The following is a 21,549-nucleotide window of genomic DNA, read 5'->3' on the forward strand; positions in this document are numbered from 1 at the left end:
AACGGCGAGGCAGAAGCTAAATCGACGAGCGGCCGATCATGCTCAGGAATTCGCGCCGTGTCTCGCCATTGTCGCGGAAGGCCCCCAGCATTCGGCTGGTCACCATGGTCACGTCCGACTTGTGGACGCCGCGCGTGGTCATGCACTGGTGCGCCGCCTCGATCACGACGGCGACGCCGCGCGGCTGGAGGACCTCCTGCAGCGTGTTGGCGATCTGCGCCGTCAGCTTCTCCTGGATCTGCAGGCGATGGGCATAGGCGTCGACCACGCGGGCGAGCTTGCTGATGCCGACGACCCGCTTGTCCGGGAGATAGCCGACATGGACCTTGCCGATGATCGGGACCATGTGGTGCTCGCAATGCGATTCCAGCCGGATGTCGCGCAGCGCCACGACCTCGTCGTAGCCCTCGACCTCCTCGAAAGTCCGCTGCAGCATGTCGCGCGGATCCTGGTCGTAGCCCGCGAAGAATTCCTCGTAGGAGCGCACGACGCGGTCCGGAGTGCCCGCCAGGCCCTCGCGGCCGGGATCGTCGCCGGCCCAGCGGATCAGCGTGCGGACGGCCGTCTCGGCCTCCTCGCGCGTGGGCCGGGACTGGCCGGTGGCGAGCGAAACGACCTCGCGCGGCTTCGCCATCTTGTTCATCGTCTTACTCCCCTTATCCGGGCGGCCTAGTTGAGGCTGCGCTGCGCCGTCGGCGTGTCGAGCGAAAAGGTCGGAATCTCGATGTCGAACTTCACGCCCGCCTCGTCCACCATCTGATACGTGCCGCTCATGATGCCGGATGCCGTGGAAAGTGGCGTCCCGGAAGTGTACTCGAAGACCTCGCCCGGGCGCAGCAACGGCGTCTTGCCGACGACACCGGGCCCTTTGACCTCCTGAAGGCGGCCGAGCCCGTCGGTGATCTTCCAATGCCGGCTGCGCAACTGCACCGCGACATCGCCCTTGTTCTCGATGCGCACCGTATAGGCCCACACGAATTGTGACTTCTCGGGTTCCGACTGGTCGGACAGATATTGCGGCTCGACAGTCACCTGAACGGAACGGGTTGTGGCTTTGTACATGCGCGGGCGAATTCCTTCTGGCCTCTGACATGGGAGTTTCCGGCCGAAAGGTCAAACCCGTCTACAGCCACCTGGGATCGGCGGTGAAGTCGATCGTGAGCCAGCGGTTCGGACCTTCGCCGCCGATCGCCTCGGCAATCTCGCGCCGGATGGCGTCGGCCTTTCCCACACTGTCGATCGGGGATTGTGGCGGGACGGCGATGTGGATTTCGATGAACTGGGCGCGTCCCACCTTGGCGACGTAGGAGGTATAGGTCTTGAAGCCATGGCGCGCGACCATCTCGTCCATGACCTGGCGGACACGCGCGTCGAGGTCGGGCGGCGTGATCAGCAGGATTTCCTGCAGCGCCTTGCGCACCGTGGCGATCGGCACGAAGACGAGGAGCAGCGTCAGAAGGGCCAGCACTGCCGGGTCGGCATACGGCGCCAGCGCCTCGTAAGCCGTGCCCTTCAGCGTGGACGCGATCGCAAAGGCCAAGAGCAGGGCCGAGGTGATGGCTCCGCTCATCAGCCAGCTCTGCGTATCGAGCCGCACGAAATCGGAACCGATCCGGCGATTGAGATGGCGCTCGTAGAAGAACATGCCGAAGCACGCGACGCAGACCAGGACGGCATAGGCCATGGCCCAGTCGAAATCGAGATGTCGGCCGCCGGCCAGCAGGCTGTCGACCGCATTGAGGAGGGCATAGAAGCAGAGCAGCATCAGGGTGCCGCCGTTGAAGGCCAGCACCATCGGCTCGATATGCCAGTAGCCGAACTGAAAGCGGCGATTCTCGGCGACGCGGGTGACGAGGCGCGACACGAACAGCGCCAGCCCCGACATCGCCGCATCGATAGCCGAAAACACGCCGTCGAACAGGATCGACATCGACCCCGAGAGCAGGCCGAACAGGACGCCGAAGGCCGACACCACGATGGTGACGGCGATGGAGAGTTTCAGGAGTCTTTGTTCGGCGGCGGCATTCTGCATGCCACCAGAATAGTCTAGATCGGGAAGATGAGGCAGGTGGTCGTGCCGTGGGCCAGCAGCTTGCCGGCGGCGTCGGTCAGGCGGCCTTCAGACGTGGCGATGCGCGATCCGACGTTGATCACCTTGCCCTCGGCGCGGACGGGGCCGGTCCCGTCGGTCATGGCACGCACGTAGTTCACCTTGATCTCGACGGTCGTGTAGCCGCTGCCGGCCTTCAGCATCGTGTGGATGCAGCAGCCCATCACCGAATCGAGCAGGGTGGCGGCGATGCCGCCATGGACGGTGCCCAGCGGGTTGTAGTGGTCGAAGACCGGCGTATAGCCGAACAGCACGCGCCCGGCTTCGACTTCCAGCAGGTTGAATCCCAGCGTCCGGGAGATCGGCGGCGCGGGATAACGCCCCTCCAGCAGGCCCTTGAACAGGTCCAGCCCGTCCAGGGTGCGCGCCTGCTCGATCGGCACCACGCCAAATCCCGCCTCTGCCGCCATGTCCGTCTCCGTCACGATTTTAAGTGCATATACACATTAAGACTTTGCCGGCGCAAGAAGCGGCGATACTCTCGATTGCATGACAGCCGATTCTGCCCCCGTCCGCCTGTCGCCCGCCGAGTGCACCTGCTTTCGCGTGCGCAGCGCGGCGCGGCGCGTGACCCAGATCTACAGCCGGCACCTGGCGCCGACCGGCCTGCGCATCTCCCAGTTCTCGCTGCTGGGGTACGTGATCGCGCGCGGTCCGGTCAGCATCACCGAACTGTCCGACCTCGTCGCGACCGATCGCACCACCCTGACTCGCAACCTGCGGCCGCTGCTGGCCTCGGGCGTGATCGAACGGGCGGCCGCGGGCGACAAGCGCCGGCACGAGCTGGTCGCGACGCCGGCCGGTCGCGCCCTGTTCAAGCGCGCGCTGCCGCTGTGGGCGGAGGCCGAGCAGGAGGTCCGGACAGCGATGGGCACGAAGCTGACCGCCGACCTGCACGGCGCCCTCGACCGCTCGATGGAGAGGCTGGCGCCGCTCTGACAGGCCGTCGAAAAAGCCGGATTCCGGCCAATAAACGAAACAATCGAAACGAGAGTCGCACCCCTTCTCACAGGTACCCTGGTACCGCGGATACTTCCCGGCGGGTCTTGCCAACGCCCGCTAGACGTGGGCGGCGAAGAAGCCGAGTTCGAGTTCCATGGCGCGGCGGTAGTGGGCGCGCACGGCCTCGGTGTCTTGCGCATGCAGATCGAGCAGGGCTTCGAGCTGGGCGGCCAGCGCCTCGAAACCCGGATCGGCATAGGTCTTCACCCATTCCGAATAGAGCTTGGCCACGCTGTTTGCCGCGAGCGAACGGCCGAGGAAGGCGTAGAGCCGCATGCAGGGCGTCATCGCCGCGATCGTCTCGCCCAGATTGCCGCGCCGCGCCGTCTCGAGAAGAAAGTCGACATAGGCGCGCGTGGCCTCGATGGGCGCGACACCGTCGAGATCGACCTGCCAGCGTTCGGCATAACCTTTATGGAGCTTGAGCTCCTGCAGCACGCCGGCGATCAGGCCGGCGAACCCGTACAGATCCTCGCGCGAGCGCGAATTGGCGAGGCAGAAGGCGTAGGCGCGGGCAAAGGCTTCGAGGAAATAGGCGTCCTGGGCGACATAGCCCTTGAAGCATTCGATGGGCAGCGAGCCGTCCCGCAGCCCGCGCACGAAACCGTGCGACAGGATGCGAGACGCCAGGTCGGCATTCGCCGTCCAAAGGTCGGCCGAAAGCGACATTCCTTGCCCCGACTGCGGCGTCAGGCGCCCAGGGCCTGCACGAGGTCGGCGACGATGTCCTCGACATCCTCGAGGCCGACCGAGAGGCGGACCGTGCCGTCGGTGATGCCGAGCTTCGCGCGCTCCTCGGCGCCGATGCGCATGTGAGTCGTGGTCGCCGGATGGGTGATCAGGCTCTTGGCGTCGCCGAGATTGTTCGAGATATCGACGATCTGCAGACGGTTGAGCGCGGCGAAAGCCGCCGGCTTGCCCGCCTTGACGTCGAAGGTCACCACGCCGCCGAAGTCGGACATCTGCTTGGCGGCCAGCGCATGCTGCGGATGGTCGGGACGGCCGGGGTAGAGCACGCGGCCGATCGCCGGATGCGCGGCCAGCGCGTCGGCGACGCGGCGGGCATTGGCGCAATGGCGCTCGACGCGCAGGCCGAGCGTCTCCAGGCCCTTCACCAGCACCCAGGCATTGAACGGGCTGAGCGACGGGCCGGTGTTGCGGATGATCGGCTGCAGCTTCTCGATGATGAACTCCTTCGAGCCCAGCACAGCGCCGCCCAGGGTGCGGCCCTGGCCGTCGATGTACTTGGTCGCCGAGTGGACCACGACGTCGGCGCCAAATTCGAGCGGCCGCTGCAGGATCGGCGTGGCGAAGGCATTGTCGAGCACGACCTTGGCACCGGCCTTGTGCGCGAGGTCGCACACCGCCTTCACGTCCACGATGTCGAGCATCGGATTTGACGGCGATTCGAACAGCACCGCCTGCGCAGGCTTGGCCAGCGCCTTTTCCCACTGGGCGAGATCGCCGCCATCGACCAGCTCGCTCTGGATGCCGTATTTCGGCAGCAGGTCAGCCACGATGTAGTGGCAGGAGCCGAACAGCTGGCGGGCCGCAACGATGCGGTCGCCCGCCTTGAGCAGCGCCAGCAGCGCGAAGAACACCGCCGACATACCGGTCGAGGTGGCGCGACAGGCCTCGGCGCCTTCCAGCGCGGCCAGCCGGTTCTCGAACATGGTGACGGTCGGATTGCCGAAGCGCGAATACTGATAGTGCTCGGCCTCGCCCTTGAAGGTGGCCTCCGCCTCCTCGGCGCTCGAATAGGCATAGCCCGAGGTCAGGAACAGCGCTTCGGACGTCTCATCGAAGTTGCTGCGAATCTGTCCCCCGCGCACGGCGCGGGTCTGGGTGCGCCACTTCGAAACGTCGGCTTGCGCCTTCTTCACGGGAATCGAACCGTCCATCTCACTCTCCTGTCTCGCCGCGCGCCCTTCCGGCAACGCAAACGAAAAGCCCCCGACCTGGAAGGACGGGGGCTTTGCGAGCACCTCCGACCTTTTAGCGATGTTTAACGTGGTCGCAAGCCGGTCGGCTCAAATCTCCACGGCCGCCTCTATAAGGGCGGCAACGGCCGGACGCAAGCCCGTCGATCGGGCCTCGCGCCGGCCGCTTCGTTTGCCTAGTGCTTATGCTTCGCCAGCGCCTGCTCTCGCAGCTTGCTCATGGTGATGCGCGAGGTGATCGCCTCGGCATCGGTCTTCACATGTATGATCGAGGGCTTGCCGGCGGCGAGCGCGCGCTCGAACGCCGCCTCGAAGTCCGCCGTGCGCTCGACCGTCTCGCCATGGCCGCCGAAGGCGCGGGCATAGGCCGCGAAGTCCGGGTTCTTCAACTCGGTGCCGTGGACGCGCGTCGGATACTCACGCTCCTGATGCATGCGGATCGTGCCGTACATGCCATTGTCGACCACGATGAACACCACGTTCGCGCCGTGCTGGACGGCGGTCGCGAACTCCTGCCCATTCATCAGGAAGCAGCCGTCGCCGCTGAACGACACGACGGTGCGGCCGGGCGCGGCGATCTTCGCCGCCACCGCCGACGGCACGCCATAGCCCATCGAGCCGTTGGTCGGCGCGAGCTGGGTGCGGAAGCCGCGATACTGGAAGAAGCGGTGCACGAAGCCGGCATAGTTGCCCGCGCCGTTGGTGACGATGACGTCGTCGGGCAGACGCTTGTTCAGCCAGCCCACGATCTCCGCGAGGTTGGCCGAGCCGGGCTGCGGCGTCGGCTCGATGTTCTTGAGATAATCGGCCCGCGCTTCGGCGACGCCCGCCTTCCAGGCCGAGGCATCGACCGGCTTCATCGCCTTGGCGGCCGCCGCGAACTGCGCCATGCCCGAGTTGATCGGCAGGGTCGCCTGATAGACGCGGCCCAGTTCCTCGGCACCGGCATGCACGTGCACCATCTTCTGCGCCGGCACCGGCACGTCGAACATGGTGTAGCCGCCGGTGGTGGCCTCGCCGAGACGCGGACCGATCGCGATGATGAGGTCGCTCTCCTTGATGCGCTTGCCGAGCGGCGGGTTCACGCCGAGGCCGAGATCGCCGACGAAATTGTCGTGGCGGTTGTCGATCAGGTCCTGGTTGCGGAAGGCGGTCGTCACCGGCAGGTGGTTGGCCTCGACGAACGCCTTGATGTCGTCGCAGGCCTTGGCGTCCCAGCCGCCGCCGCCCAGGATGACCAGCGGCTGCTTCGCCGCGGCCAGCAGTTCGCGGAACGTCGCCATGTCTTCCGGCGCGGGCGCGCCGCGCGCGACCTTGTAGGGACCTGTGTCGGCGACTTCGACCTCGTCGACCAGCATGTCTTCGGGCAGCGCGATGACGACCGGCCCGGGCCGGCCGTTCATGGCGCGATGGAAAGCCTGGCTCACGATCTCGGGGATGCGGCGGGCATCCTCGATCTGGGTTACCCACTTGGCCATCTGGCCGTACATGCGGCGATAGTCGATTTCCTGGAAGGCTTCGCGCTCCGCCTGCTCGCGGGCGACCTGTCCGACCAGCAGAATCATGGGCGTCGAATCCTGGAAGCCGGTATGCATTCCGACGCTGGCATTGGTGGCGCCGGGCCCGCGCGTGACGAAACAGACGCCAGGCTTGCCGGTCAGCTTGCCGTAGGCCTCGGCCATGTAGGAGGCGCCGCCTTCCTGGCGGCAGATGACATAGCGAATGGAATTGCGCTGGGCGTAGAGGGCGTCGAGCGCGGCCAGATAGCTCTCGCCGGGCACGCCGAAGATCGTATCGGTGCCGTGGATGCGGAGTTGGTCGATCAGAACCTGCGCGCCGCTGCGGCGCGGGTATGCGGTAGCCATGTTGGAGATCTTTCCCTTACTTCGTGGGTGAAAAGGTGGTGGGCACCAATATCTTGTTGTTCATCGTCTTCATAAATTCTCGACTCTTCTGCAAATAAGCCTGCCAGGCGGGATCGGCAGCCATCGCCGCGCGACGCTTCGTGCGGTCGGCAAGGTCGGTGTAGCCCCACATGTGAACGATCTCGTTCACGTTGCCGACCTCCGTCGTGTAGTAGCCGACGAGGTTGCCGAGATGCTTGAGCTGGACAGGCAGACCTTCCTTTTCATAGAGCGCGAGAAAGTCGCGCAGGCGGCCGGGCTGTAGCTCGTAGGTTCGATGGTCGACGATCACTTTCAAATCCCTCCCGAAATCCTGTCGATTGTGTGCCTTGCTTCCTTGTGCCTCAACTCCGCGACGCGGTGGACTCAAAGCTTGAATAGGCGCATAAGTGCTGCATTGCGACACTCGCCGACGAGCATCATCATGAGTCTCGGCACACAGTCGCGGAGCGCGATACCGGTCAACGTCTTCCCGTGAGCTACTTGGTCATCTGTCAAAGGTCATCGAAACGCTTGGACGCATCCGTCCAGCAAGCGCGCGCCGGACTCCGCTCGATCCTTCCTCTAGCCCAGAGCCTTGAATGAGTCGCAAATTGTTTGTGGGCAACCTGCCCTATTCGGTCACGTCTGAGCGTCTGTCTGAAGCCTTCTCTCAGTTCGGCACCGTTACATCCTCGAAAGTGATCGTGGATCGCGAGACCGGCCGCAGCCGCGGCTTTGCGTTCCTCGAGATGGAAACTGATGACCAAGGCGCTTCGGCCATGCAGGCCATGAACGGCGCGTTGCTGGATGGCCGCTCGATCGCGGTCCGTGAAGCCGTCGAACGTCAGCCCGGTGGCGGCGGCGGCGGTGGTGGATATGGCGGCGGTGGCGGTGGCGGCGGTCGTGACGGCGGCGGCTTCCGTCCGCGCGGCCCGCGCCCGCCCTATGGTGGCGGTGGCGGCGGCTACGGTGGTGGCGGTGGTGGCGGCTACGGTGGTGGCGGCGGCCGTGACGGCGGTGGCGGTGGCTATCGTGGCGGTGGTGGCGGCGGCTACGGTGGTGGCGGTCCCGGCGGCGCCAGTGGCGGCGGCTATGGTGGCGGCGGTCGCGAGGGCGGCGGCGGTTACCGTGGCGCAGGCCCCGGTGGCGATGGTGGTCCGATGCGGGATCGCCGCGCCGATTTCTCCAGCGCTCCTCCTGCTCCTCCGGCCGAAGGCGGCGATTTCGGCAAGCCAGCCCGTCGTTTCGGCGGCGGCGCTCCGGACAAGCCGCGCCGCGAGCGCGACTACGAACCGCGCAAGCGCGGCTTCGACGACGATCAATAGGCCATACTGGCAATAGGCCGTCCTGACGGCCGACCTGAACGCCGGAGGATTTCCTCCGGCGTTTTCGTTTGCGCCGGCGGTTCCGGTGCTATGCTTCGCTCCTTCGACGGAGGTGGGCATGAGGCGACGGTCGGCGCTCGTAGGCTCCATGGCAGCGCTGGCGACGGCGACGTCGGCTCGCGCCCAGACACCGGTCGATCTGCAGCTCGTGCTGGCCGTCGACGTCTCGCGATCGATCGACGAGGTCGAGGCCGATCTCCAGCGGCGCGGCTATATCGAGGCGCTGACCAACGACCGGGTGGTCGACGCCATCCTGTCGGGCGAAAACCGGCGGATCGCGGTCTGCTACACGGAATGGGCGGGCGCCCACTTCCAGGCCGTCGTGATCGACTGGACGGTGATCGACAGTCCGGGTGCGGCCCGGCGCCTCGCCGATAAGCTCGCCGAGGCACCGCGCACCTCGCAGAGCTGGACCGCCGTCGGAGCGGCCCTTGCCCACGCCGGCCAGCGCTTCGAGAATTCGCCTTTTGCCGCGAAGCGGCGCGTCATCGACGTTTCGGGTGACGGCCGCACCAACGACGGGCCGCCGGCCGAGATCGTGCGCGACAAGCTCGTGTCGCAGGGCATCGTGGTCAACGGACTGCCGGTCATGATGAACCGCAGCAATTTCGGCCGCCCGCCCGACCTCACGCTCGACAAGTACTACGAGGAGAGCGTCATCGGCGGACCGGGCTCATTCCTTGTCGTGGCCGACAATTTCGATCATTTCGGCCGGGCCGTACGCACCAAGCTGGTGCGCGAAATATCCGAAAGCGCCCCTACCCTTCCTCCAGCACCTGCCTGAGCCTCCGGAAGGCGGCCCCGTCGCGCGTGAGCTGGACCGGCATGCCGAGATGGCCGAGCCGGTACTGGAACACGTTCGCCTCGGGCAACCGCCAGCGTCGCGCAAGCGCGAGACCGTCATCGTAAGGCACCCAGCGATCGGTCTCCCCGAGCACCGATACGATACGCGACGGCGGCAGCGCCGGGCTTTCCGCCGGATCGATGGCGCGCGACAGGCGCGCCAGGCTCTCGCGCGACCAGCCCGCGGCGATCAACGCGCGGTCGAGACCCAGCATCTCGGCGAGCGCGCCGCCGAACGTGACGTCCTCGACCCGACCCGAATGGCTGATCAGCATGGCCGCATCGGGCCGCGCTTGCGCCGGCCAGAGATCGCAATGGCTGGCGGCTACCTGGGCGACGAAAGACGTCATCGACACGCCGGCCAGCGCCACCTTGCCGCCGAACTGCGTGCGCGCCCACGCGATCAGCAGAGCCGACTCGATCGCCTGGCCGAGGATGAGGTCCATCGAACTGGTCGGGCCGGCCGCGAAGAACGGCTCACCGCCGTAGAAGCCCGGCATCGCGCGCAGGCCGTGATAGGCCGAGACGGGTTCGATGACCCGCCAGCCCATGGCTGCCAGATGCAGACCAGGATCACGCGCCAGCGACAGCAGGTCGAGCTCGACGCACAGGCCGCTGCCGGAAACCAGAGTGTGCGTCGCCCCATCCACCGGTTCGACGACACGGGCATAAAGCGTTTCGCTGCCAGCCCGGCGCCGCAGCCGAGGCGACGGTGTCGCCGCGCGAAGCCAGTATTCGCGCATGCCGTCCTTCAAGGAGGCCCGCGAGACCGTGACCGCAGCGGTGTCGATCGACGCGACGTACAGGGAGCGCGGATCGTCCAGCAGCGGGCCGAGCTCGCGTTCGACCTGCTGCGGATCCTCGATCGCCCAGCGCGCGATCGGCGGTCTTTTCGGGAACAGAAGCGGCGAGAACAGGGGGCGCGTCGAGAGATGCGCCGTTGCCGCGCTGCGTCTCAGGCGATCGAGCTGCCCCGGATCTCCCGCCGATGCCGGATCGAAGAGCGCTCGCTCCCACGCGTCCCGCGTGACTTCGGCCCGGGCACGGGCGCGCTCATGGCGCGCCAGCAGGCGTTGCAGGCGCGGGCGGGACCACAGGGCCGGCAGCGCGATACCGACCTCGTCGCGAAAACGCTCCGTGTCCAGACGGGCCAGATTGGCCGACGCCCAGAGGCGCGATAGCGGCAGGTACCAGCGCCGCAGGCCATGCAGGGCCACCGGATCGACCCACGGCCGCGCGAGCAGGGCGCCCAGCGGCGATGCGAACAAGGCGTTCACGAAACACGCTCCAGACCGCGGCGATTTTACTTGGCCGCACCATAGGCTTGGCCGCATCATCGCCCGCCGCGGAGCCTTATTTCAACGGAGCCCTTGGATGCTTGCCAACGACCCGATCACCCAGGCGCGGATCGACCTGACGACTGCGCTGCGAGCGGCCGCACGGCATGGGCTGAACGAGGGCGTCTGCAACCATTTCAGCATGGCGGTGCCCGGCCGCGACGATCTCTTCCTGGTCAACCCCCAGGGCCTGCACTGGTCGGAAATCACGCCCTCCGACATCGTCATGGCCGATGGCGACGGCAACATCATCGAGGGCAAGTATCCGGTCGAGCCGACCGCCTTTTACATCCATGCCCGGATCCACGCCGGCAACCCGCGCGCCAAGGTCGTGCTGCACACCCACATGCCCTACGCCACGGCGCTGACCTCGATCCGCGACGGCCGTATCGAGATGTGCACCCAGAATGCCTTCCGCTACTGGGGACGCATCGCCTACGACGAGGCCTATGGCGGCGTCGCGCTGTCCAATGACGAGGGCGAGCGCATGTGCCGGGCCATGGGGGACAAGGACATCCTGTTCCTGCGAAACCACGGCGTCATCGTCTCCGGCCCGACCGTTGCCCAAGCCTACGATGACCTCTATTACCTCGAACGTGCGGCGATGGTGCAGGTGCTGGCCATGCAGACAGGGCGGGAACTGCACAATATCGACGAGGCGATGGCCGAGCATACGGCCAGACAGATCGCGGGGGAGGCCCAACAGGCCTTCCTGCATTTCGAATCGCTGAAGCGCATGCTCGACCGGGACGAGGCCGGCTGGAGCAGGCTGACGGCGGTCGAGGGACGTTGAGGGGAAAGACGAATGCGTATCGCCGCCACCTTTGTCGCGCTCTCGGCGCTCTTCTTCGCGGCGCCTGCCTCCGCCCAGGGATACGGCGTGGGCAGCGGGCCGAAGCTGGGTGAGATCGAGATCAAGGCCTACCAGAAGATTCCCAAGGTCAAGATCGCCGTCCAGCTCACCTCCGACACCCATCTCGCCCGCGAGCTGCGCCGTCAGGTCATGGTCCGCCTGACCCAGCGCGGCAACCAGGTCGGGTTCAGCGGCGGCAGCATCATGCGCATGGACGTGAGCTATTTCGACCTGTCCGGCGGCATGGATCGCGAGATGCCGATGATGCAGAGCCAGGACTATGAAACCGGCGCCAATCCGCGTCTCGCGCTGCCGGCCAATCCGATCGGCCGGCGCGACACGGTTCCGTCCGCGCGCTCCGGCTCGACCCTGCGCGTGTCGCTCACGCTCTACGATTCGGCCAGCGGCAAGGTACTGTGGACGGCCACCGGATCCTGCAGCGTGCGCTCAAGCGCGGCGATGGACGCCGGCCTGTCGATCGTGAACCACATCTTCGATGCCGCCGATGCCAACCGCGTCGCCGACGCCGGCTGCCCGCTCTAGACTTTCGAAAACACAGAACAGAGGAAACGCAATGCCGCGTCTGGCGCCGCTCGACCTGAACAAGCTCGACCCCGAACAGAAGAAGGTCGCCGACGCGATCCTGTCGGGTCCCCGTGGCGGCCTGCGCGGCCCCTTCGAGCCCTGGCTGCGCAGCCCCGTGCTGGCCGACCGCGCCCAGAAGCTCGGCGAATACTGCCGCTTCGACAATTCGCTGCCGCGCGACCTGTCCGAGCTGGCGATCTGCCTGGTCGGCCGTCATTTCAAGGCGCAGTTCGAATTCTACGCGCATGCGCGCCTCGCCAAGGAAGCCGGCCTCGCGGAAGACATCATCGAAGCCGTCCGCCTGCGGGCCACGCCGCCCTTCAAGCGCGACGTCGAGAAGGTGGTCTACGATTTCGTCACCGAATATCTCGAGACCAACCGCGTCGCGCCGACCAACTACAAGCGCGCCATCGATGCGTTCGGCGAGAAGGGTGTCGTCGATCTCGTCGGCGTCTGCGGCTACTACATGCTGGTGTCGATGACCCTCAACGTCTTCGAGATGCCGCTGCCGCCGGGCGAGCCCGACCCGCTGCCGTAGGCGGCGGGCAGCGCCAAGCTACTGGACTTCCTCACCAGAGCTCGGAATGACGCGCTCGGCGCGTCATTCCTCGAAGATCGCGACCGCGCGGGTCCAGCCCGCCGAGGCGCCGCGGATCTTGTGCGGGAAGCAGGCGATGGTGAAGCCGTCGCCCGGCAGCGCTTCGAGATTGTGCAGCTTTTCGAGATGGCAGTAGCCGATGTCGCGGCCGGCCTTGTGGCCTTCCCAGATGATCGACGGGTCGTGATCCTTCGCCCATTTCTGGGCGGTGAAGTAAAACGGCGCATCCCAGCTCCAGGCATCGGTGCCGGTGAGACGCACGCCCTTCTCCAGCAGGAAGATCGTGGCGTCGTAGCCCATGCCGCAACCGGAGTTGACGTAGTCGTCATTGCCGTAGCGCGAGCCCGCGCGCGTGTTCACGACGACGATCTCGAGCGGCTTCAGCTCGTGGCCGATCCGCTGCAGCTCCTGCTCGACCTCGGCGGCCGTGATCACGTGTCCATCCGGCTTGTCGCGGAAGTCGAGCTTCACGCCGGGCTGGAAGCACCACTCGAGCGGCACCTCGTCGATGGTGATTGCGCGCTCGCCCTTGTTCATCGTCGGGTGGAAGTGATAGGGCGCATCGAGATGCGTGCCATTGTGGGTCGAGAGATTGACGTTCTCGACCGCCCAGCCGGCGCCGTCGGGAAGGTCTTCCTTCCTGAGGCCGGGAAAGAAGCCGGCGATCTGGCCGGCGGTGTCGGCATGCTTGTGATACTGGATCTTCGGCCCGAACGGCGGCGGATCGGAGATCACGTCGTTCTCGAGGTAGATCGAAAGATCGACGAAGCGACGAGGCATCTTGCGTCCTCTTCTACGGAGCCTTCAGCGCGTCCAGGATCGAACGGGTCAGCAGCCTGCCGATGCACTTCTGGCCGAAATCGTTCAGATGGAGCCCATCGAGCTGCACGAACTGGGCGTAGGGCATGCCGTCATCGTACCAGCCGCGCATGATGTCGTAGCGGCGAAACAGGCCGGCGGAATAGTCCCTGGCCGCATCGGCCATGATCTTCTCGTAGGCTTCCTTGTCGGGCGCGGCGACGACGGCCGGCACGTACTGCAGGTTCATCAGGACGAAGTCCGCGCCCAGCGACTTGCCGAGCTTCAGGCCGCCGCGCAGCGTGCTGTCGAATTTGTCGAGCGGCATGTGCCGGATGGCGGCGTTGGTGCCGGTCTGCCAGATGACCAGCGCGGCCGGGTTTTCCTGCATCTCGACCTGCATGCGGGCGGCCATCTCCTCGACGTCCTGGCCGCCGATCCCGCGGTTGATCACCTCGATGTCGATGCCGGGCAGCGCCTTCTCCAGGCCGATGCGGAGCTGCGTGGGATAGGCGAAGGCGGGATTTGAAACTCCGTATCCCGCGGTCGTGGACGAGCCCAAGGCAATAATTCGAAGCTGTTTGCGCTCGGCGATCGCCTTGCGCGCGACCGGCAGGTTCGTCCCAAGCGTGAGCAGGTCAGGCTTCGCCCGGCACAGGGTCATGGATTTCGCGTGGACCGTTCCACCCAACGCGAACAGGAGGATCGCGACAGTAAAGGCGATCGTCCGCTTCACCGGGACGCCCCGGCCGCAGCCCGCACACGGCCCGGCGCACGCGTATCTCCGCGCTTGAACCAGGCCGCGATATAGGCGGCCCCGCACATGATGGCGATGCCGACGAGGCTCACGACAATCTGCGACAAGATCGAATCTTCATAGTGGCTCACGATGACCTGGCCGCTCAGCGCCAGGAAGGTCCCGATGCAGAATATAAGCAAGGAGGCTTCACCGCATCTGCGAAGTGGCTCCCAGATTCGCCATTTCAGGGCGGGGGCGTCAATCGGCACGGCGATCCGGACCAGCCAGGCGATGGCCAGGAAATGCAGGAACCGCAGGACGTCGATGTTGGTCTTGTCGATCGGATAGATGATCCGGGCCACCCAGACCGGCACCAGCTGTTCCAGCGGATTGTACTGCCAGGACAGGGCTATGAAGGCCGCGAACAGCAGGAAGGCGACCGCCAGTGTGGTCAGCGTGCCGCGGAATCGGTCGAGCCAGGAGAGACCGGAGCCGAACACCGCGCAGGCTGCCCCGACATGAAAGACGACCTGCCAGGCCATGGGGTTGAAGTACCAGACCTTCTCGTCGGGATAGGCCGGCAGACTCCAGTTCAGCTGGCAGGTCGCGGCATACAAGGCGATCGAAATCGCGATCACGCCCCATGGCCAGCGCACCACCGCGGGCAGGACCAGCGGGAAGGCGGCCAGTAGCACGATATAGAGCGGCAGCACGTCGAGATTGACCGGCCGGAACTTGAGCAGGGCCGCCTCGAGAATCGCCCGATAGGGATTATCGCCGAGGCCCATCAACTGCATCTCCTCGATCAGGGCCGGCGTGTCGCGGGCGATCGAGACCCAGGCGATCTGCGCGGAGAAGGCCACGAACAGCAGGATATGGGCGACGTAGAGCTGCCAGACGCGGCGATAGATGCGCGCGGCGGTGCGCGGCCAGCCTTCCTCCTCCAGCATGCGGCTGTAGGCGATGACGGCGGTGTAGCCGGAGATGAAGACGAAGATCTCGGTCGCGTCGCTGAAGCCGTAGTTGCGGACGGTCAGCCAGCTCACGATGTTGGTCGGAATGTGGTCGAGGAAGATGAACCACAGTGCGAGCCCGCGGAACAGGTCGAGACGGATGTCGCGAACGGAGGCGGCGGCCATGGCCTATTGGTACCGCAGACGAATCGTCTGCGCTACGCTTCGCGCCGGAGGAAAGAGATGACCAAGACACCCTTGCTGCTTGTTCCCGGCGTGCTGTGCTCGCCGCGCCTGTTCGCCGCGCAGGTCGCCGCCCTTGCGGGCAAGGCCGAGATCGTCGTGCCGGACTGGCGCACGGCGCCGCTCTCCATCTGGGACAGTTGGGAGAGCGCCGCCCGCTGGGTGGTCGACCAGATGCCGGCGGAGAAGTTCGCGCTGGCCGGCCTGTCGCTGGGCGGCATGCTGGCGGTCGAGATCATGCAGTTCGCCGCCGAACGCGTGACCAGGCTCGCGCTGCTCGATACCGGCATGAGGAGCCAGAGCGAGGCGGAACGTGCGATCCGGCGCGCCCGCATCCGCTTGGTGAACGAAGGTCATTTCGAACTGGTTCTCGGCATGCAGATGACGCGCTTCATCCCGGCCTATCGCCTGCCCGACAAGCCGCTGGTCGACGAGGTGATGACGATGTGCGGCGAAATCGGCGTCGAGATCTACAAGCGGCAGGAAGAGCTGGCAGCGATCCGTACCGACAGGCGGCCAGACCTGCCGCGCATCAGGTGCCCGACCATCGTCGTCTGCGGCCGCGACGATGCGGCGACGCCATTGTTTCTGTCCGAGGAGATGGCAAAGGCCATTCCGGCGGCCGCGCTGGTGGTCGTCGACCAGTGCGGCCATCTCGTCACGATGGAAAAGCCCGAGGAGACCAACCTGATCCTGAAGACATGGCTGGACAGGTGAGGATTCCCGTCATCCTGATTTGAAGGCGAAGGATCTCACGCCAGCAGGGAGGCATCGGTCGTTCGGTGAGGTCCTTCACTCCGTTCAGGGCGACGTGAAAGAGAAAGTCCTCAGCCGACGATCTTCTTCTCGCGCAACGCCGCAATCTCCGCGGCCCCGAGACCCGCCAATTCCTTGAGCACTTGATCGGTGTGTTCGCCCAGCGCCGGCGGCGGTCGCGTGTCGTCGACCGGCGTGTCGGAGAAGTGGAAGTTCGAGCCGATCAGCGGCACATCGCCCACCCGGCTATGCTTGTAGGTCTTCAGCATCCCGCGGCGTTTTACTTCCGGCTCGTCGAGCGCCTCCTTCATGGTGCGGATCGGGCCGGCCGGCAGGTGGCGCAGTTTCTGCGCCCAGTTCTCCTTGGTGTCGGTCGTCAGCACCTCTTCCATGAGGCGCGTCAGCTCGGGCTTGTTGGCCACGCGGTTGGCCACCGTATCGAAGCGCGGATCGGTCACCCATTCGGGATGGCCGAGCGCCTTGGCCGTGTCGGCGAAGAGCTTCTGGTTCGCGACCGCCATGTAGATCTTGCCGTTCGCCGTCTCGAACGAACTGTTGGGCGCCGAGGCGAAATGGCCGTTGCCGGCGCGGCGCGGCTGCTCGCCGCCGATCAGATAGTAGGCGCCCATGTTGCCCAGCGACACGAGCGCGGTGTCGTAGAGCGCGAGGTCGATCTGCTGGCCCTTGCCGGTATCGCGGCGCGCATAGAGCGCGGCATTGACCGCGGCGACAGAATGGATCGCCGTCATCGTGTCGACGATGGCGATGGCGTGGCGCAGTCCCTCGCCATTGGCCTCGCCATTCACGCTCATCATGCCCGACTCGGCCTGCAACACGGGATCGTAGCCCGGTCGGTCAGACAAAGGCCCGGTCTGTCCGTATGCCGAAATGGAAAGATAGATCAGCTTCGGATACTTCGCAGCGACGCTGGCATAGTCGAATCCATACTTCTTGAGCACGCCCGGCCGGAAGTTCTCGACCAGCACATCGGCATTGGCGAGCAGCTTGTGCACGATCGCCTGGCCGTCGGGCTTGGTGAAATCGAGCGCGACGCTCTTCTTTCCCCTGTTGAAGGCCATGAAGAAGTGGCTCTCGCCATCGGTCCCGCCGGCACGCGGGCCGGCGCCCTTGCGCGTGTCGTCGCCGCCGTCGGGGTTCTCGATCTTGATCACCTCGGCACCCATGTCCGAAAGCATCTGGGTGCACATGGGCCCCGCGATCACGCGGGAGAAATCGATGACGCGAATGCCGTCGAGCGGCGGCCGACCTGATTTTGACATGGGCGCAAGGTAGGGCTGCAAGCGCCGCGCTGTCCATCCGGCGCGCATGCGTTAGACTTCACTCCCATGGACACATTCCGCACATCGCTGTCTCGTCGCAGCCTCTTCGCCCTGCCGCTTCTCGCCGCCCTGCCCGCCGCTGCGCAGACCGAAACTTATCCGACCAAAGCCATCCGCATCATCGTGCCCTTCGCGCCCGGCGGCTCGGGCGACATCACCGCGCGCCTCGTCGGCAAGTACATCGAGGACAAGACCGGCCAGCCCTTCGTGGTCGAGAACAAGCCGGGCGCCAATGGAATCGTCGGCGCGATGTCGGTGAAGGTCGCGCCGCCGGACGGCTATACGCTGATGCTGGCCACCACCTCGACAAATGCCGCCAACGTCCACATGTACAAGAACCCGGGCTACGATCCGGAAAAGGACTTCTCGGTGGTGGGCATCATCGGCTCCTCCGGCACTTTCCTCGTCGTGCCGGCCGACGGCCCTTACAAGACCCTGGCCGAGCTGCTTGCCTATGCGAAGGCGAACCCGGGCAAGCTCAACTTCGGCTACTTCAATGCCAGTTCGCAGGTCCCGGCCGAGGTGCTGGGCAAGCGCGCCGGCGTCGACTGGCAGGGGGTCGGCTACAAGGCGATCGGCAATGCCTGGAACGACCTTTACGGCGGCGCCATCAACTTCATGTTCGTCGACCTCACCGCCGCGCGGGGCCAAGTCGTCGACAAGAAGGCACGGCCGCTCGCCATCTCGCTGCCCGAGCGCAGCCCACTCTATCCCGATGTGCCGACCCTCGCCGAAACCTTCCCCGGGTTCGTGAGCTCGGGCTTCCTGGCCATCGCCGTGCCGAAGGCGACGCCGCTGCCGATCCAGCAGCGGCTGAACACGCTCATCAACGAGGCCATCACCGCGCCCGCGAACAACAAGCGCCTCACCGAGGAATTCGCCCTCACCGCCAGGCCGCTGACGCTTGAGCAATGCGCCGCACAGGACCGCGAGGAACGGGCCAAGTGGGCCGAGTACGTGAAGATCGCGAAGATCGAGCCGCAGTAAGCAGGCCCTTACTCAGGTCGGGTCGGCGGATCGCGCCAGCGTGAAATCGGAAGCTCACTGAAACCGTCGCCGTTCGGGGCTGCCTGCCCGGCGGTCTGGTTCTCGCCGAGGGAAGACGCGGCGACGGCTTCTGCACGGGCCTTCAGAAAGACTTCCGCCGCCTTCTCGCCCTCGGCGATCAGGCGACCGATATTCTCCGAGCCGCGATCGATCTTGCCCTCGAAGTCGAGCATGTCCTGCAGCTCGGCCGGCATTTCGATACAGGGAATGTGGTAGGGCTTGGCGCCGTCCGTGTGGAACGACTTCGGAATGCGGACGGGCGCCTTGATGTCGAATCGCCTCAGGAACTCGGGCCGGAAGGCATCGGCGAGTATCAGGTCGTTCATGATTTCGAGGTGCCCGAGCTGTTGGAACAGCGAGATGTTGCCCTCGAGTTGATTGCGCCGGTCGACGATCTCGCCGGGCTTCAGAGGCACCCTCCGGCTGGCCGTCGGGTTGATCTTGATCAGCCAGATCTCGTCGGGAATGTTGGCCTCGCCGACCGAGCGCGGCCGGATCAGCTCCTCGACCGGCGGATTGTCGGAGAAGAGCCCGTCCCAGAAGGCGTCCTGTCCGATCTGCACGGCCGGAAAAATGTTTGGAACCGCGCAGGACGCCAGGATGTGCTCGACCCGGATGGGCTCGCGTGAAGACACGAACTTGGCCAGCGCGCCGCTGGTGACGTTGGCGGCGCCCAGCATGAGGATCGGTCGCTGTGGCCGCGGTCCCCACGAGGCAATCTCGGCGAAGTCGATGTGCTTCTCCAGAAGCCCACGGAAATCGGAGAAGCCCGTACGCTGTCCCGTCGTCATGAATCCCATCATCGACTGCATGAGCGGCGACGACGGGCTGAGTTGAAGAGTCGGCATCACGCCCGCATTCACCAGTCGGACAGATTCGACGATGAAGCTGTTGATGGCGTGCTCGACCGGGCCCTGGGCGGTGTTCTCCTCCCAGAAATCCATCATGCGCTTCCAGACCGGCCGCTCCCCCTTCATGAACGAGTACCAGAGCAGCGTGGCGCATACGGCGCCGCCCGAGGTGCCACTGATGCCGACGACCTCAAACTCGTCCTTCAGCCGGCCTTGTCCCTGAGCCTGGCAGAGCGCCTTCAACGCGCCTGCTGTAAAGGCGGTCTGGCTGCCGCCGCCCTGACAAGCGAGGGCAATCTTGGTCTTGGGCATGAACGTTCCTTCGGAGGGGACCGCACTCTAGCGCACCCGGAGGGAGTTCGCCCATGCGACCGGTCGGACTTCGCCCCTCGAACAAGCATCCGCGCGTTCGACAGGCGAAGCGGCTTGCAAATTGCATGGCGAGGCCCGCGCCAATGACGGCAGCAGAATTCGGGAGGAAGACGAAGTGCCGGTGTCCGATCCGATCGCTTTGGAGCTCTTCAAGAACGCCATTTTCTCGATCGCCGACGAGATGGCGCTCACGGTCTTCCGGACGACCTACTCCGGCGTGCTCAAGGACAACATGGATTATTCCACGGGTTTCGCCGACGCCAACGGCAAGCTCGCCGCCCAGGGACTGACCCTGCCGGGCCACCTCGGCTCGGTGCCGACCGCCATGGAATCGATCATGCGTCACTTCAAGGACGACATGGCCGAAGGCGACGTCTTCATCATGAACGATCCGTTCGACGGCGGCATGCACCTGCCCGATATCTTCGTGATCAAGCCGCTGTTCCACCAGGGCGAGCGACTGGCCTTCGCCTGCACGGTCTGCCACCACATCGACGTCGGCGGCAGGGTCGCCGGCTCGAACGCCTCGGATTCGACCGAGATCTACGCCGAAGGCCTCCGCATCGCCCCGATGAAGCTCTACGACAAGGGCGTGCTCAACAAGACCATCATGACGTTCATAGAGAAGAACGTCCGCCTGCCCGTCCAGCTGTTCGGCGACCTGCGCGCCCAGCTCGCGGCCTGCCATATCGGCGAGAAGCAGTTCGCCGAGCTTGTGGCGCGCCATGGGGCAGAAGAGACGAAGTTCTACCTCAACGAGGTCATCGACTATGCCGAGCGGCTGACGCGGGCGGCGATCCAGGAACTGCCAGACGGGCAGTGGAGCTTCGAGGATTGGATCGACGACGACGGCGTCGACTACGGCAAGCCGATCCGCCTGTTCGTCACCCTCACCAAGAAGGGCGGCCACATGGTGGTCGACTGGACCGGCACCAACCCGCAGGTCAAGGGCGCGATCAACAACACACTCTCCTTCACCAAGGCCGCCTCCTACACCGGGATCCGCTCGGTGCTGCCGCCGGGCATCCCCAACAACGAGGGCGTGTTCCGGGCAATCGAAGTGATCTGCCCGCCCGGCACCGTAGGCAACGGCGTGCTGCCGGCGGCCTGCGCGGCGCGCGGCCTGACCGGCTTCCGCATGACCGACTGCATGTTCGGCGCGCTGGCCATGATGCTGCCCGACCGCGTGAAGGCGGCGGGCGACGGCGGCAACACCGGCATCTCGATCGGCGGCTATGATGCGGCGCGCAAGCCCTTCGTCTATGTCGACTTCACCTGCGGCGCCTGGGGCGCCCGCCCCTTCGCCGACGGGCTCGACGGCAACTCGCACATGTTCGCCAACATGGCCTCGCACTCGATCGAGGTGACCGAGGCCGAGCAGCCGATCCAGCTGCTGGCCTACGAGTTCGTGGCCGACAAGGCGGGCGCCGGCAAATATCGCGGCGGCGTGCCCTTCCGGCGCGACTACAAGTTCCTCGAGGCCGAAGGCATGCTGCAGGTCCGCTCCGACCGGCGCGACCATCGCCCGTTCGGTCTCTATGGCGGCAGTCCCGGCGGACCGTCGGAGAACTATCTCAATCCCGACGGCGAGAACCGGCTGCTGCCTTCCAAGCTCACCATGACGGTCAACGGCGGCGACATCTTCCGCCACGTGCTGGCCGGCGCCGGCGGCTGGGGCGATCCGCTGGAGCGCGATCCGGCCGCCGTGCTGCGCGACGTGCGCAACGAATTGCTCTCGCCGGCAAAGGCGCTCGCCGACTACGGCGTCGTGATCGACACCAGCGCCTGGACGGTCGACACCGAAGCGACCGAGCGGCGCCGCGCCGAGATCGCCAAGGCGCGCGGCTGGACGGAGCCGCCCAAGGTGCAGTGGCACGACCCGGCACCGCTCGCCCGAGCGGCGGAGTAGCT

Annotated in this window: 23 protein-coding genes and 1 riboswitch; of the genes, 9 read left to right on the forward strand and 14 right to left on the reverse strand. The window is 65.9% G+C overall.

The annotated features are described in order from the left end of the window. Positions 1–16: 16 nt before the first annotated feature. The 4 genes from folE to ACO07I_RS13035 form a co-directional block, all read right to left on the reverse strand. Positions 17–643 carry a GTP cyclohydrolase I FolE gene (gene folE, locus ACO07I_RS13020; protein ID WP_422017940.1) on the reverse strand — a complete coding sequence of 209 codons (627 nt, stop codon included), beginning with the start codon at positions 641–643 and terminating at the stop codon, positions 17–19. A gap of 26 nt (positions 644–669) precedes the next feature. After that, positions 670–1,062, reverse strand: a complete 393-nt coding sequence (apaG, locus tag ACO07I_RS13025; protein ID WP_422017942.1) for a Co2+/Mg2+ efflux protein ApaG — start codon at positions 1,060–1,062, stop codon at positions 670–672. 61 nt (positions 1,063–1,123) lie between these two features. Beyond that, a complete protein-coding gene (locus tag ACO07I_RS13030) occupies positions 1,124–2,032 on the reverse strand; it encodes a cation diffusion facilitator family transporter (RefSeq protein ID WP_422017944.1) in 909 nt (302 codons plus the stop codon). A 14-nt stretch (positions 2,033–2,046) separates the two neighbouring features. After that, a complete protein-coding gene (locus ACO07I_RS13035) occupies positions 2,047–2,520 on the reverse strand; it encodes a PaaI family thioesterase (protein ID WP_422017946.1) in 474 nt (157 codons plus the stop codon). 79 nt (positions 2,521–2,599) lie between these two features. Here ACO07I_RS13035 and ACO07I_RS13040 point away from each other — a divergent pair, with 79 nt between their 5' ends. After that, positions 2,600–3,049: a MarR family winged helix-turn-helix transcriptional regulator gene (locus ACO07I_RS13040; RefSeq protein ID WP_422017948.1), complete on the forward strand. Its 450-nt coding sequence runs from the start codon at positions 2,600–2,602 to the stop codon at positions 3,047–3,049. A gap of 120 nt (positions 3,050–3,169) precedes the next feature. On the opposite strand, the gene ACO07I_RS13045 is transcribed toward ACO07I_RS13040, so the two are convergent. The 4 genes from ACO07I_RS13045 to ACO07I_RS13060 form a co-directional block, all read right to left on the reverse strand. Further along, positions 3,170–3,781 (reverse strand): TenA family protein, encoded by a 612-nt coding sequence (locus ACO07I_RS13045; protein WP_422017950.1) that lies wholly within the window; start codon positions 3,779–3,781, stop codon positions 3,170–3,172. A gap of 20 nt (positions 3,782–3,801) precedes the next feature. Continuing rightward, the gene (metZ, locus tag ACO07I_RS13050; protein WP_422017952.1) at positions 3,802–5,013 is read right to left on the reverse strand and encodes an O-succinylhomoserine sulfhydrylase; all 1,212 of its coding nucleotides are present in this window, start codon (positions 5,011–5,013) and stop codon (positions 3,802–3,804) included. Positions 5,014–5,087: 74 nt separating this feature from the next. Continuing rightward, positions 5,088–5,164: riboswitch (SAM riboswitch) on the reverse strand. A gap of 64 nt (positions 5,165–5,228) precedes the next feature. Beyond that, positions 5,229–6,917 (reverse strand): thiamine pyrophosphate-binding protein, encoded by a 1,689-nt coding sequence (locus ACO07I_RS13055; RefSeq protein ID WP_422017954.1) that lies wholly within the window; start codon positions 6,915–6,917, stop codon positions 5,229–5,231. A 16-nt stretch (positions 6,918–6,933) separates the two neighbouring features. Continuing rightward, on the reverse strand, positions 6,934–7,248 hold the full coding sequence (locus ACO07I_RS13060) for an NIPSNAP family protein (RefSeq protein ID WP_422017956.1): 315 nt from the start codon (positions 7,246–7,248) through the stop codon (positions 6,934–6,936). A gap of 289 nt (positions 7,249–7,537) precedes the next feature. Between ACO07I_RS13060 and ACO07I_RS13065 the strand changes: the two genes are divergently transcribed. Beyond that, a complete protein-coding gene (locus tag ACO07I_RS13065; protein ID WP_422017958.1) occupies positions 7,538–8,263 on the forward strand; it encodes an RNA recognition motif domain-containing protein in 726 nt (241 codons plus the stop codon). Positions 8,264–8,381: 118 nt separating this feature from the next. Beyond that, positions 8,382–9,107, forward strand: coding sequence for a DUF1194 domain-containing protein (locus ACO07I_RS13070; RefSeq protein ID WP_422017960.1), 726 nt, complete (start codon positions 8,382–8,384; stop codon positions 9,105–9,107). Here ACO07I_RS13070 and ACO07I_RS13075 read toward each other — a convergent pair. Then, positions 9,082–10,443 (reverse strand): hypothetical protein, encoded by a 1,362-nt coding sequence (locus ACO07I_RS13075; RefSeq protein ID WP_422017962.1) that lies wholly within the window; start codon positions 10,441–10,443, stop codon positions 9,082–9,084. The two genes, ACO07I_RS13070 and ACO07I_RS13075, sit on opposite strands and share 26 nt — an antisense overlap. A 97-nt stretch (positions 10,444–10,540) precedes the next feature. Between ACO07I_RS13075 and ACO07I_RS13080 the strand changes: the two genes are divergently transcribed. From ACO07I_RS13080 to ACO07I_RS13090, 3 genes are read left to right on the forward strand one after another with little or no spacing between them, the layout of a single operon-like run. After that, positions 10,541–11,296 (forward strand): aldolase, encoded by a 756-nt coding sequence (locus ACO07I_RS13080; RefSeq protein WP_422017964.1) that lies wholly within the window; start codon positions 10,541–10,543, stop codon positions 11,294–11,296. Positions 11,297–11,308: 12 nt separating this feature from the next. Continuing rightward, positions 11,309–11,899, forward strand: a complete 591-nt coding sequence (locus tag ACO07I_RS13085) for a hypothetical protein (protein WP_422017966.1) — start codon at positions 11,309–11,311, stop codon at positions 11,897–11,899. A gap of 31 nt (positions 11,900–11,930) precedes the next feature. Beyond that, complete coding sequence (locus tag ACO07I_RS13090) at positions 11,931–12,479, forward strand: carboxymuconolactone decarboxylase family protein (protein WP_422017968.1); 549 nt, start codon at positions 11,931–11,933, stop codon at positions 12,477–12,479. 63 nt (positions 12,480–12,542) lie between these two features. On the opposite strand, the gene ACO07I_RS13095 is transcribed toward ACO07I_RS13090, so the two are convergent. Genes ACO07I_RS13095 through ACO07I_RS13105 form a run of 3 tightly spaced genes read right to left on the reverse strand, consistent with a single transcriptional unit; the run spans position 12,543 to position 15,215 of the window. After that, on the reverse strand, positions 12,543–13,319 hold the full coding sequence (locus ACO07I_RS13095; RefSeq protein WP_422017970.1) for a cyclase family protein: 777 nt from the start codon (positions 13,317–13,319) through the stop codon (positions 12,543–12,545). Between the two features lie 13 nt (positions 13,320–13,332). Beyond that, on the reverse strand, positions 13,333–14,073 hold the full coding sequence (locus ACO07I_RS13100; RefSeq protein ID WP_422017972.1) for an SGNH/GDSL hydrolase family protein: 741 nt from the start codon (positions 14,071–14,073) through the stop codon (positions 13,333–13,335). Next, complete coding sequence (locus ACO07I_RS13105) at positions 14,070–15,215, reverse strand: OpgC domain-containing protein (RefSeq protein WP_422017974.1); 1,146 nt, start codon at positions 15,213–15,215, stop codon at positions 14,070–14,072. Before ACO07I_RS13105 ends, ACO07I_RS13100 begins: the two co-directional genes overlap by 4 nt. 57 nt (positions 15,216–15,272) lie before the next feature. Here ACO07I_RS13105 and ACO07I_RS13110 point away from each other — a divergent pair, with 57 nt between their 5' ends. Then, entirely contained in the window at positions 15,273–15,989 is a 717-nt protein-coding gene (locus ACO07I_RS13110; protein ID WP_422017976.1) for an alpha/beta fold hydrolase, read from the forward strand. A gap of 110 nt (positions 15,990–16,099) precedes the next feature. Here ACO07I_RS13110 and ACO07I_RS13115 read toward each other — a convergent pair whose 3' ends face one another. After that, on the reverse strand, positions 16,100–17,308 hold the full coding sequence (locus ACO07I_RS13115; protein ID WP_422017978.1) for a CaiB/BaiF CoA transferase family protein: 1,209 nt from the start codon (positions 17,306–17,308) through the stop codon (positions 16,100–16,102). A gap of 66 nt (positions 17,309–17,374) precedes the next feature. Here ACO07I_RS13115 and ACO07I_RS13120 point away from each other — a divergent pair, with 66 nt between their 5' ends. Then, the gene (locus ACO07I_RS13120; protein WP_422017980.1) at positions 17,375–18,355 is read left to right on the forward strand and encodes a Bug family tripartite tricarboxylate transporter substrate binding protein; all 981 of its coding nucleotides are present in this window, start codon (positions 17,375–17,377) and stop codon (positions 18,353–18,355) included. Positions 18,356–18,363: 8 nt separating this feature from the next. On the opposite strand, the gene ACO07I_RS13125 is transcribed toward ACO07I_RS13120, so the two are convergent. Then, positions 18,364–19,578 carry a patatin-like phospholipase family protein gene (locus tag ACO07I_RS13125; RefSeq protein ID WP_422017982.1) on the reverse strand — a complete coding sequence of 405 codons (1,215 nt, stop codon included), beginning with the start codon at positions 19,576–19,578 and terminating at the stop codon, positions 18,364–18,366. A gap of 175 nt (positions 19,579–19,753) precedes the next feature. On the opposite strand from ACO07I_RS13125, the gene ACO07I_RS13130 reads away from it, so the two are divergent. Then, the gene (locus ACO07I_RS13130) at positions 19,754–21,547 is read left to right on the forward strand and encodes a hydantoinase B/oxoprolinase family protein (RefSeq protein WP_422017984.1); all 1,794 of its coding nucleotides are present in this window, start codon (positions 19,754–19,756) and stop codon (positions 21,545–21,547) included. The last annotated feature ends 2 nt before the right edge of the window (positions 21,548–21,549 follow it).

This window comes from Reyranella sp., assembly GCF_965227665.1.
Lineage (GTDB): Bacteria > Pseudomonadota > Alphaproteobacteria > Reyranellales > Reyranellaceae > Reyranella.

Coding starts and splice junctions, on each gene's coding strand:
- folE (WP_422017940.1), bottom strand. CDS start 643: ATGAACAAGATGGCGAAGCCGCGCGAGGTCGTTTCGCTCGCCACCGGC.
- apaG (WP_422017942.1), bottom strand. CDS start 1,062: ATGTACAAAGCCACAACCCGTTCCGTTCAGGTGACTGTCGAGCCGCAA.
- ACO07I_RS13030 (WP_422017944.1), bottom strand. CDS start 2,032: ATGCAGAATGCCGCCGCCGAACAAAGACTCCTGAAACTCTCCATCGCC.
- ACO07I_RS13035 (WP_422017946.1), bottom strand. CDS start 2,520: ATGGCGGCAGAGGCGGGATTTGGCGTGGTGCCGATCGAGCAGGCGCGC.
- ACO07I_RS13040 (WP_422017948.1), top strand. CDS start 2,600: ATGACAGCCGATTCTGCCCCCGTCCGCCTGTCGCCCGCCGAGTGCACC.
- ACO07I_RS13045 (WP_422017950.1), bottom strand. CDS start 3,781: ATGTCGCTTTCGGCCGACCTTTGGACGGCGAATGCCGACCTGGCGTCT.
- metZ (WP_422017952.1), bottom strand. CDS start 5,013: ATGGACGGTTCGATTCCCGTGAAGAAGGCGCAAGCCGACGTTTCGAAG.
- ACO07I_RS13055 (WP_422017954.1), bottom strand. CDS start 6,917: ATGGCTACCGCATACCCGCGCCGCAGCGGCGCGCAGGTTCTGATCGAC.
- ACO07I_RS13065 (WP_422017958.1), top strand. CDS start 7,538: ATGAGTCGCAAATTGTTTGTGGGCAACCTGCCCTATTCGGTCACGTCT.
- ACO07I_RS13070 (WP_422017960.1), top strand. CDS start 8,382: ATGAGGCGACGGTCGGCGCTCGTAGGCTCCATGGCAGCGCTGGCGACG.
- ACO07I_RS13080 (WP_422017964.1), top strand. CDS start 10,541: ATGCTTGCCAACGACCCGATCACCCAGGCGCGGATCGACCTGACGACT.
- ACO07I_RS13085 (WP_422017966.1), top strand. CDS start 11,309: ATGCGTATCGCCGCCACCTTTGTCGCGCTCTCGGCGCTCTTCTTCGCG.
- ACO07I_RS13090 (WP_422017968.1), top strand. CDS start 11,931: ATGCCGCGTCTGGCGCCGCTCGACCTGAACAAGCTCGACCCCGAACAG.
- ACO07I_RS13095 (WP_422017970.1), bottom strand. CDS start 13,319: ATGCCTCGTCGCTTCGTCGATCTTTCGATCTACCTCGAGAACGACGTG.
- ACO07I_RS13105 (WP_422017974.1), bottom strand. CDS start 15,215: ATGGCCGCCGCCTCCGTTCGCGACATCCGTCTCGACCTGTTCCGCGGG.
- ACO07I_RS13110 (WP_422017976.1), top strand. CDS start 15,273: ATGACCAAGACACCCTTGCTGCTTGTTCCCGGCGTGCTGTGCTCGCCG.
- ACO07I_RS13115 (WP_422017978.1), bottom strand. CDS start 17,308: ATGTCAAAATCAGGTCGGCCGCCGCTCGACGGCATTCGCGTCATCGAT.
- ACO07I_RS13120 (WP_422017980.1), top strand. CDS start 17,375: ATGGACACATTCCGCACATCGCTGTCTCGTCGCAGCCTCTTCGCCCTG.
- ACO07I_RS13125 (WP_422017982.1), bottom strand. CDS start 19,578: ATGCCCAAGACCAAGATTGCCCTCGCTTGTCAGGGCGGCGGCAGCCAG.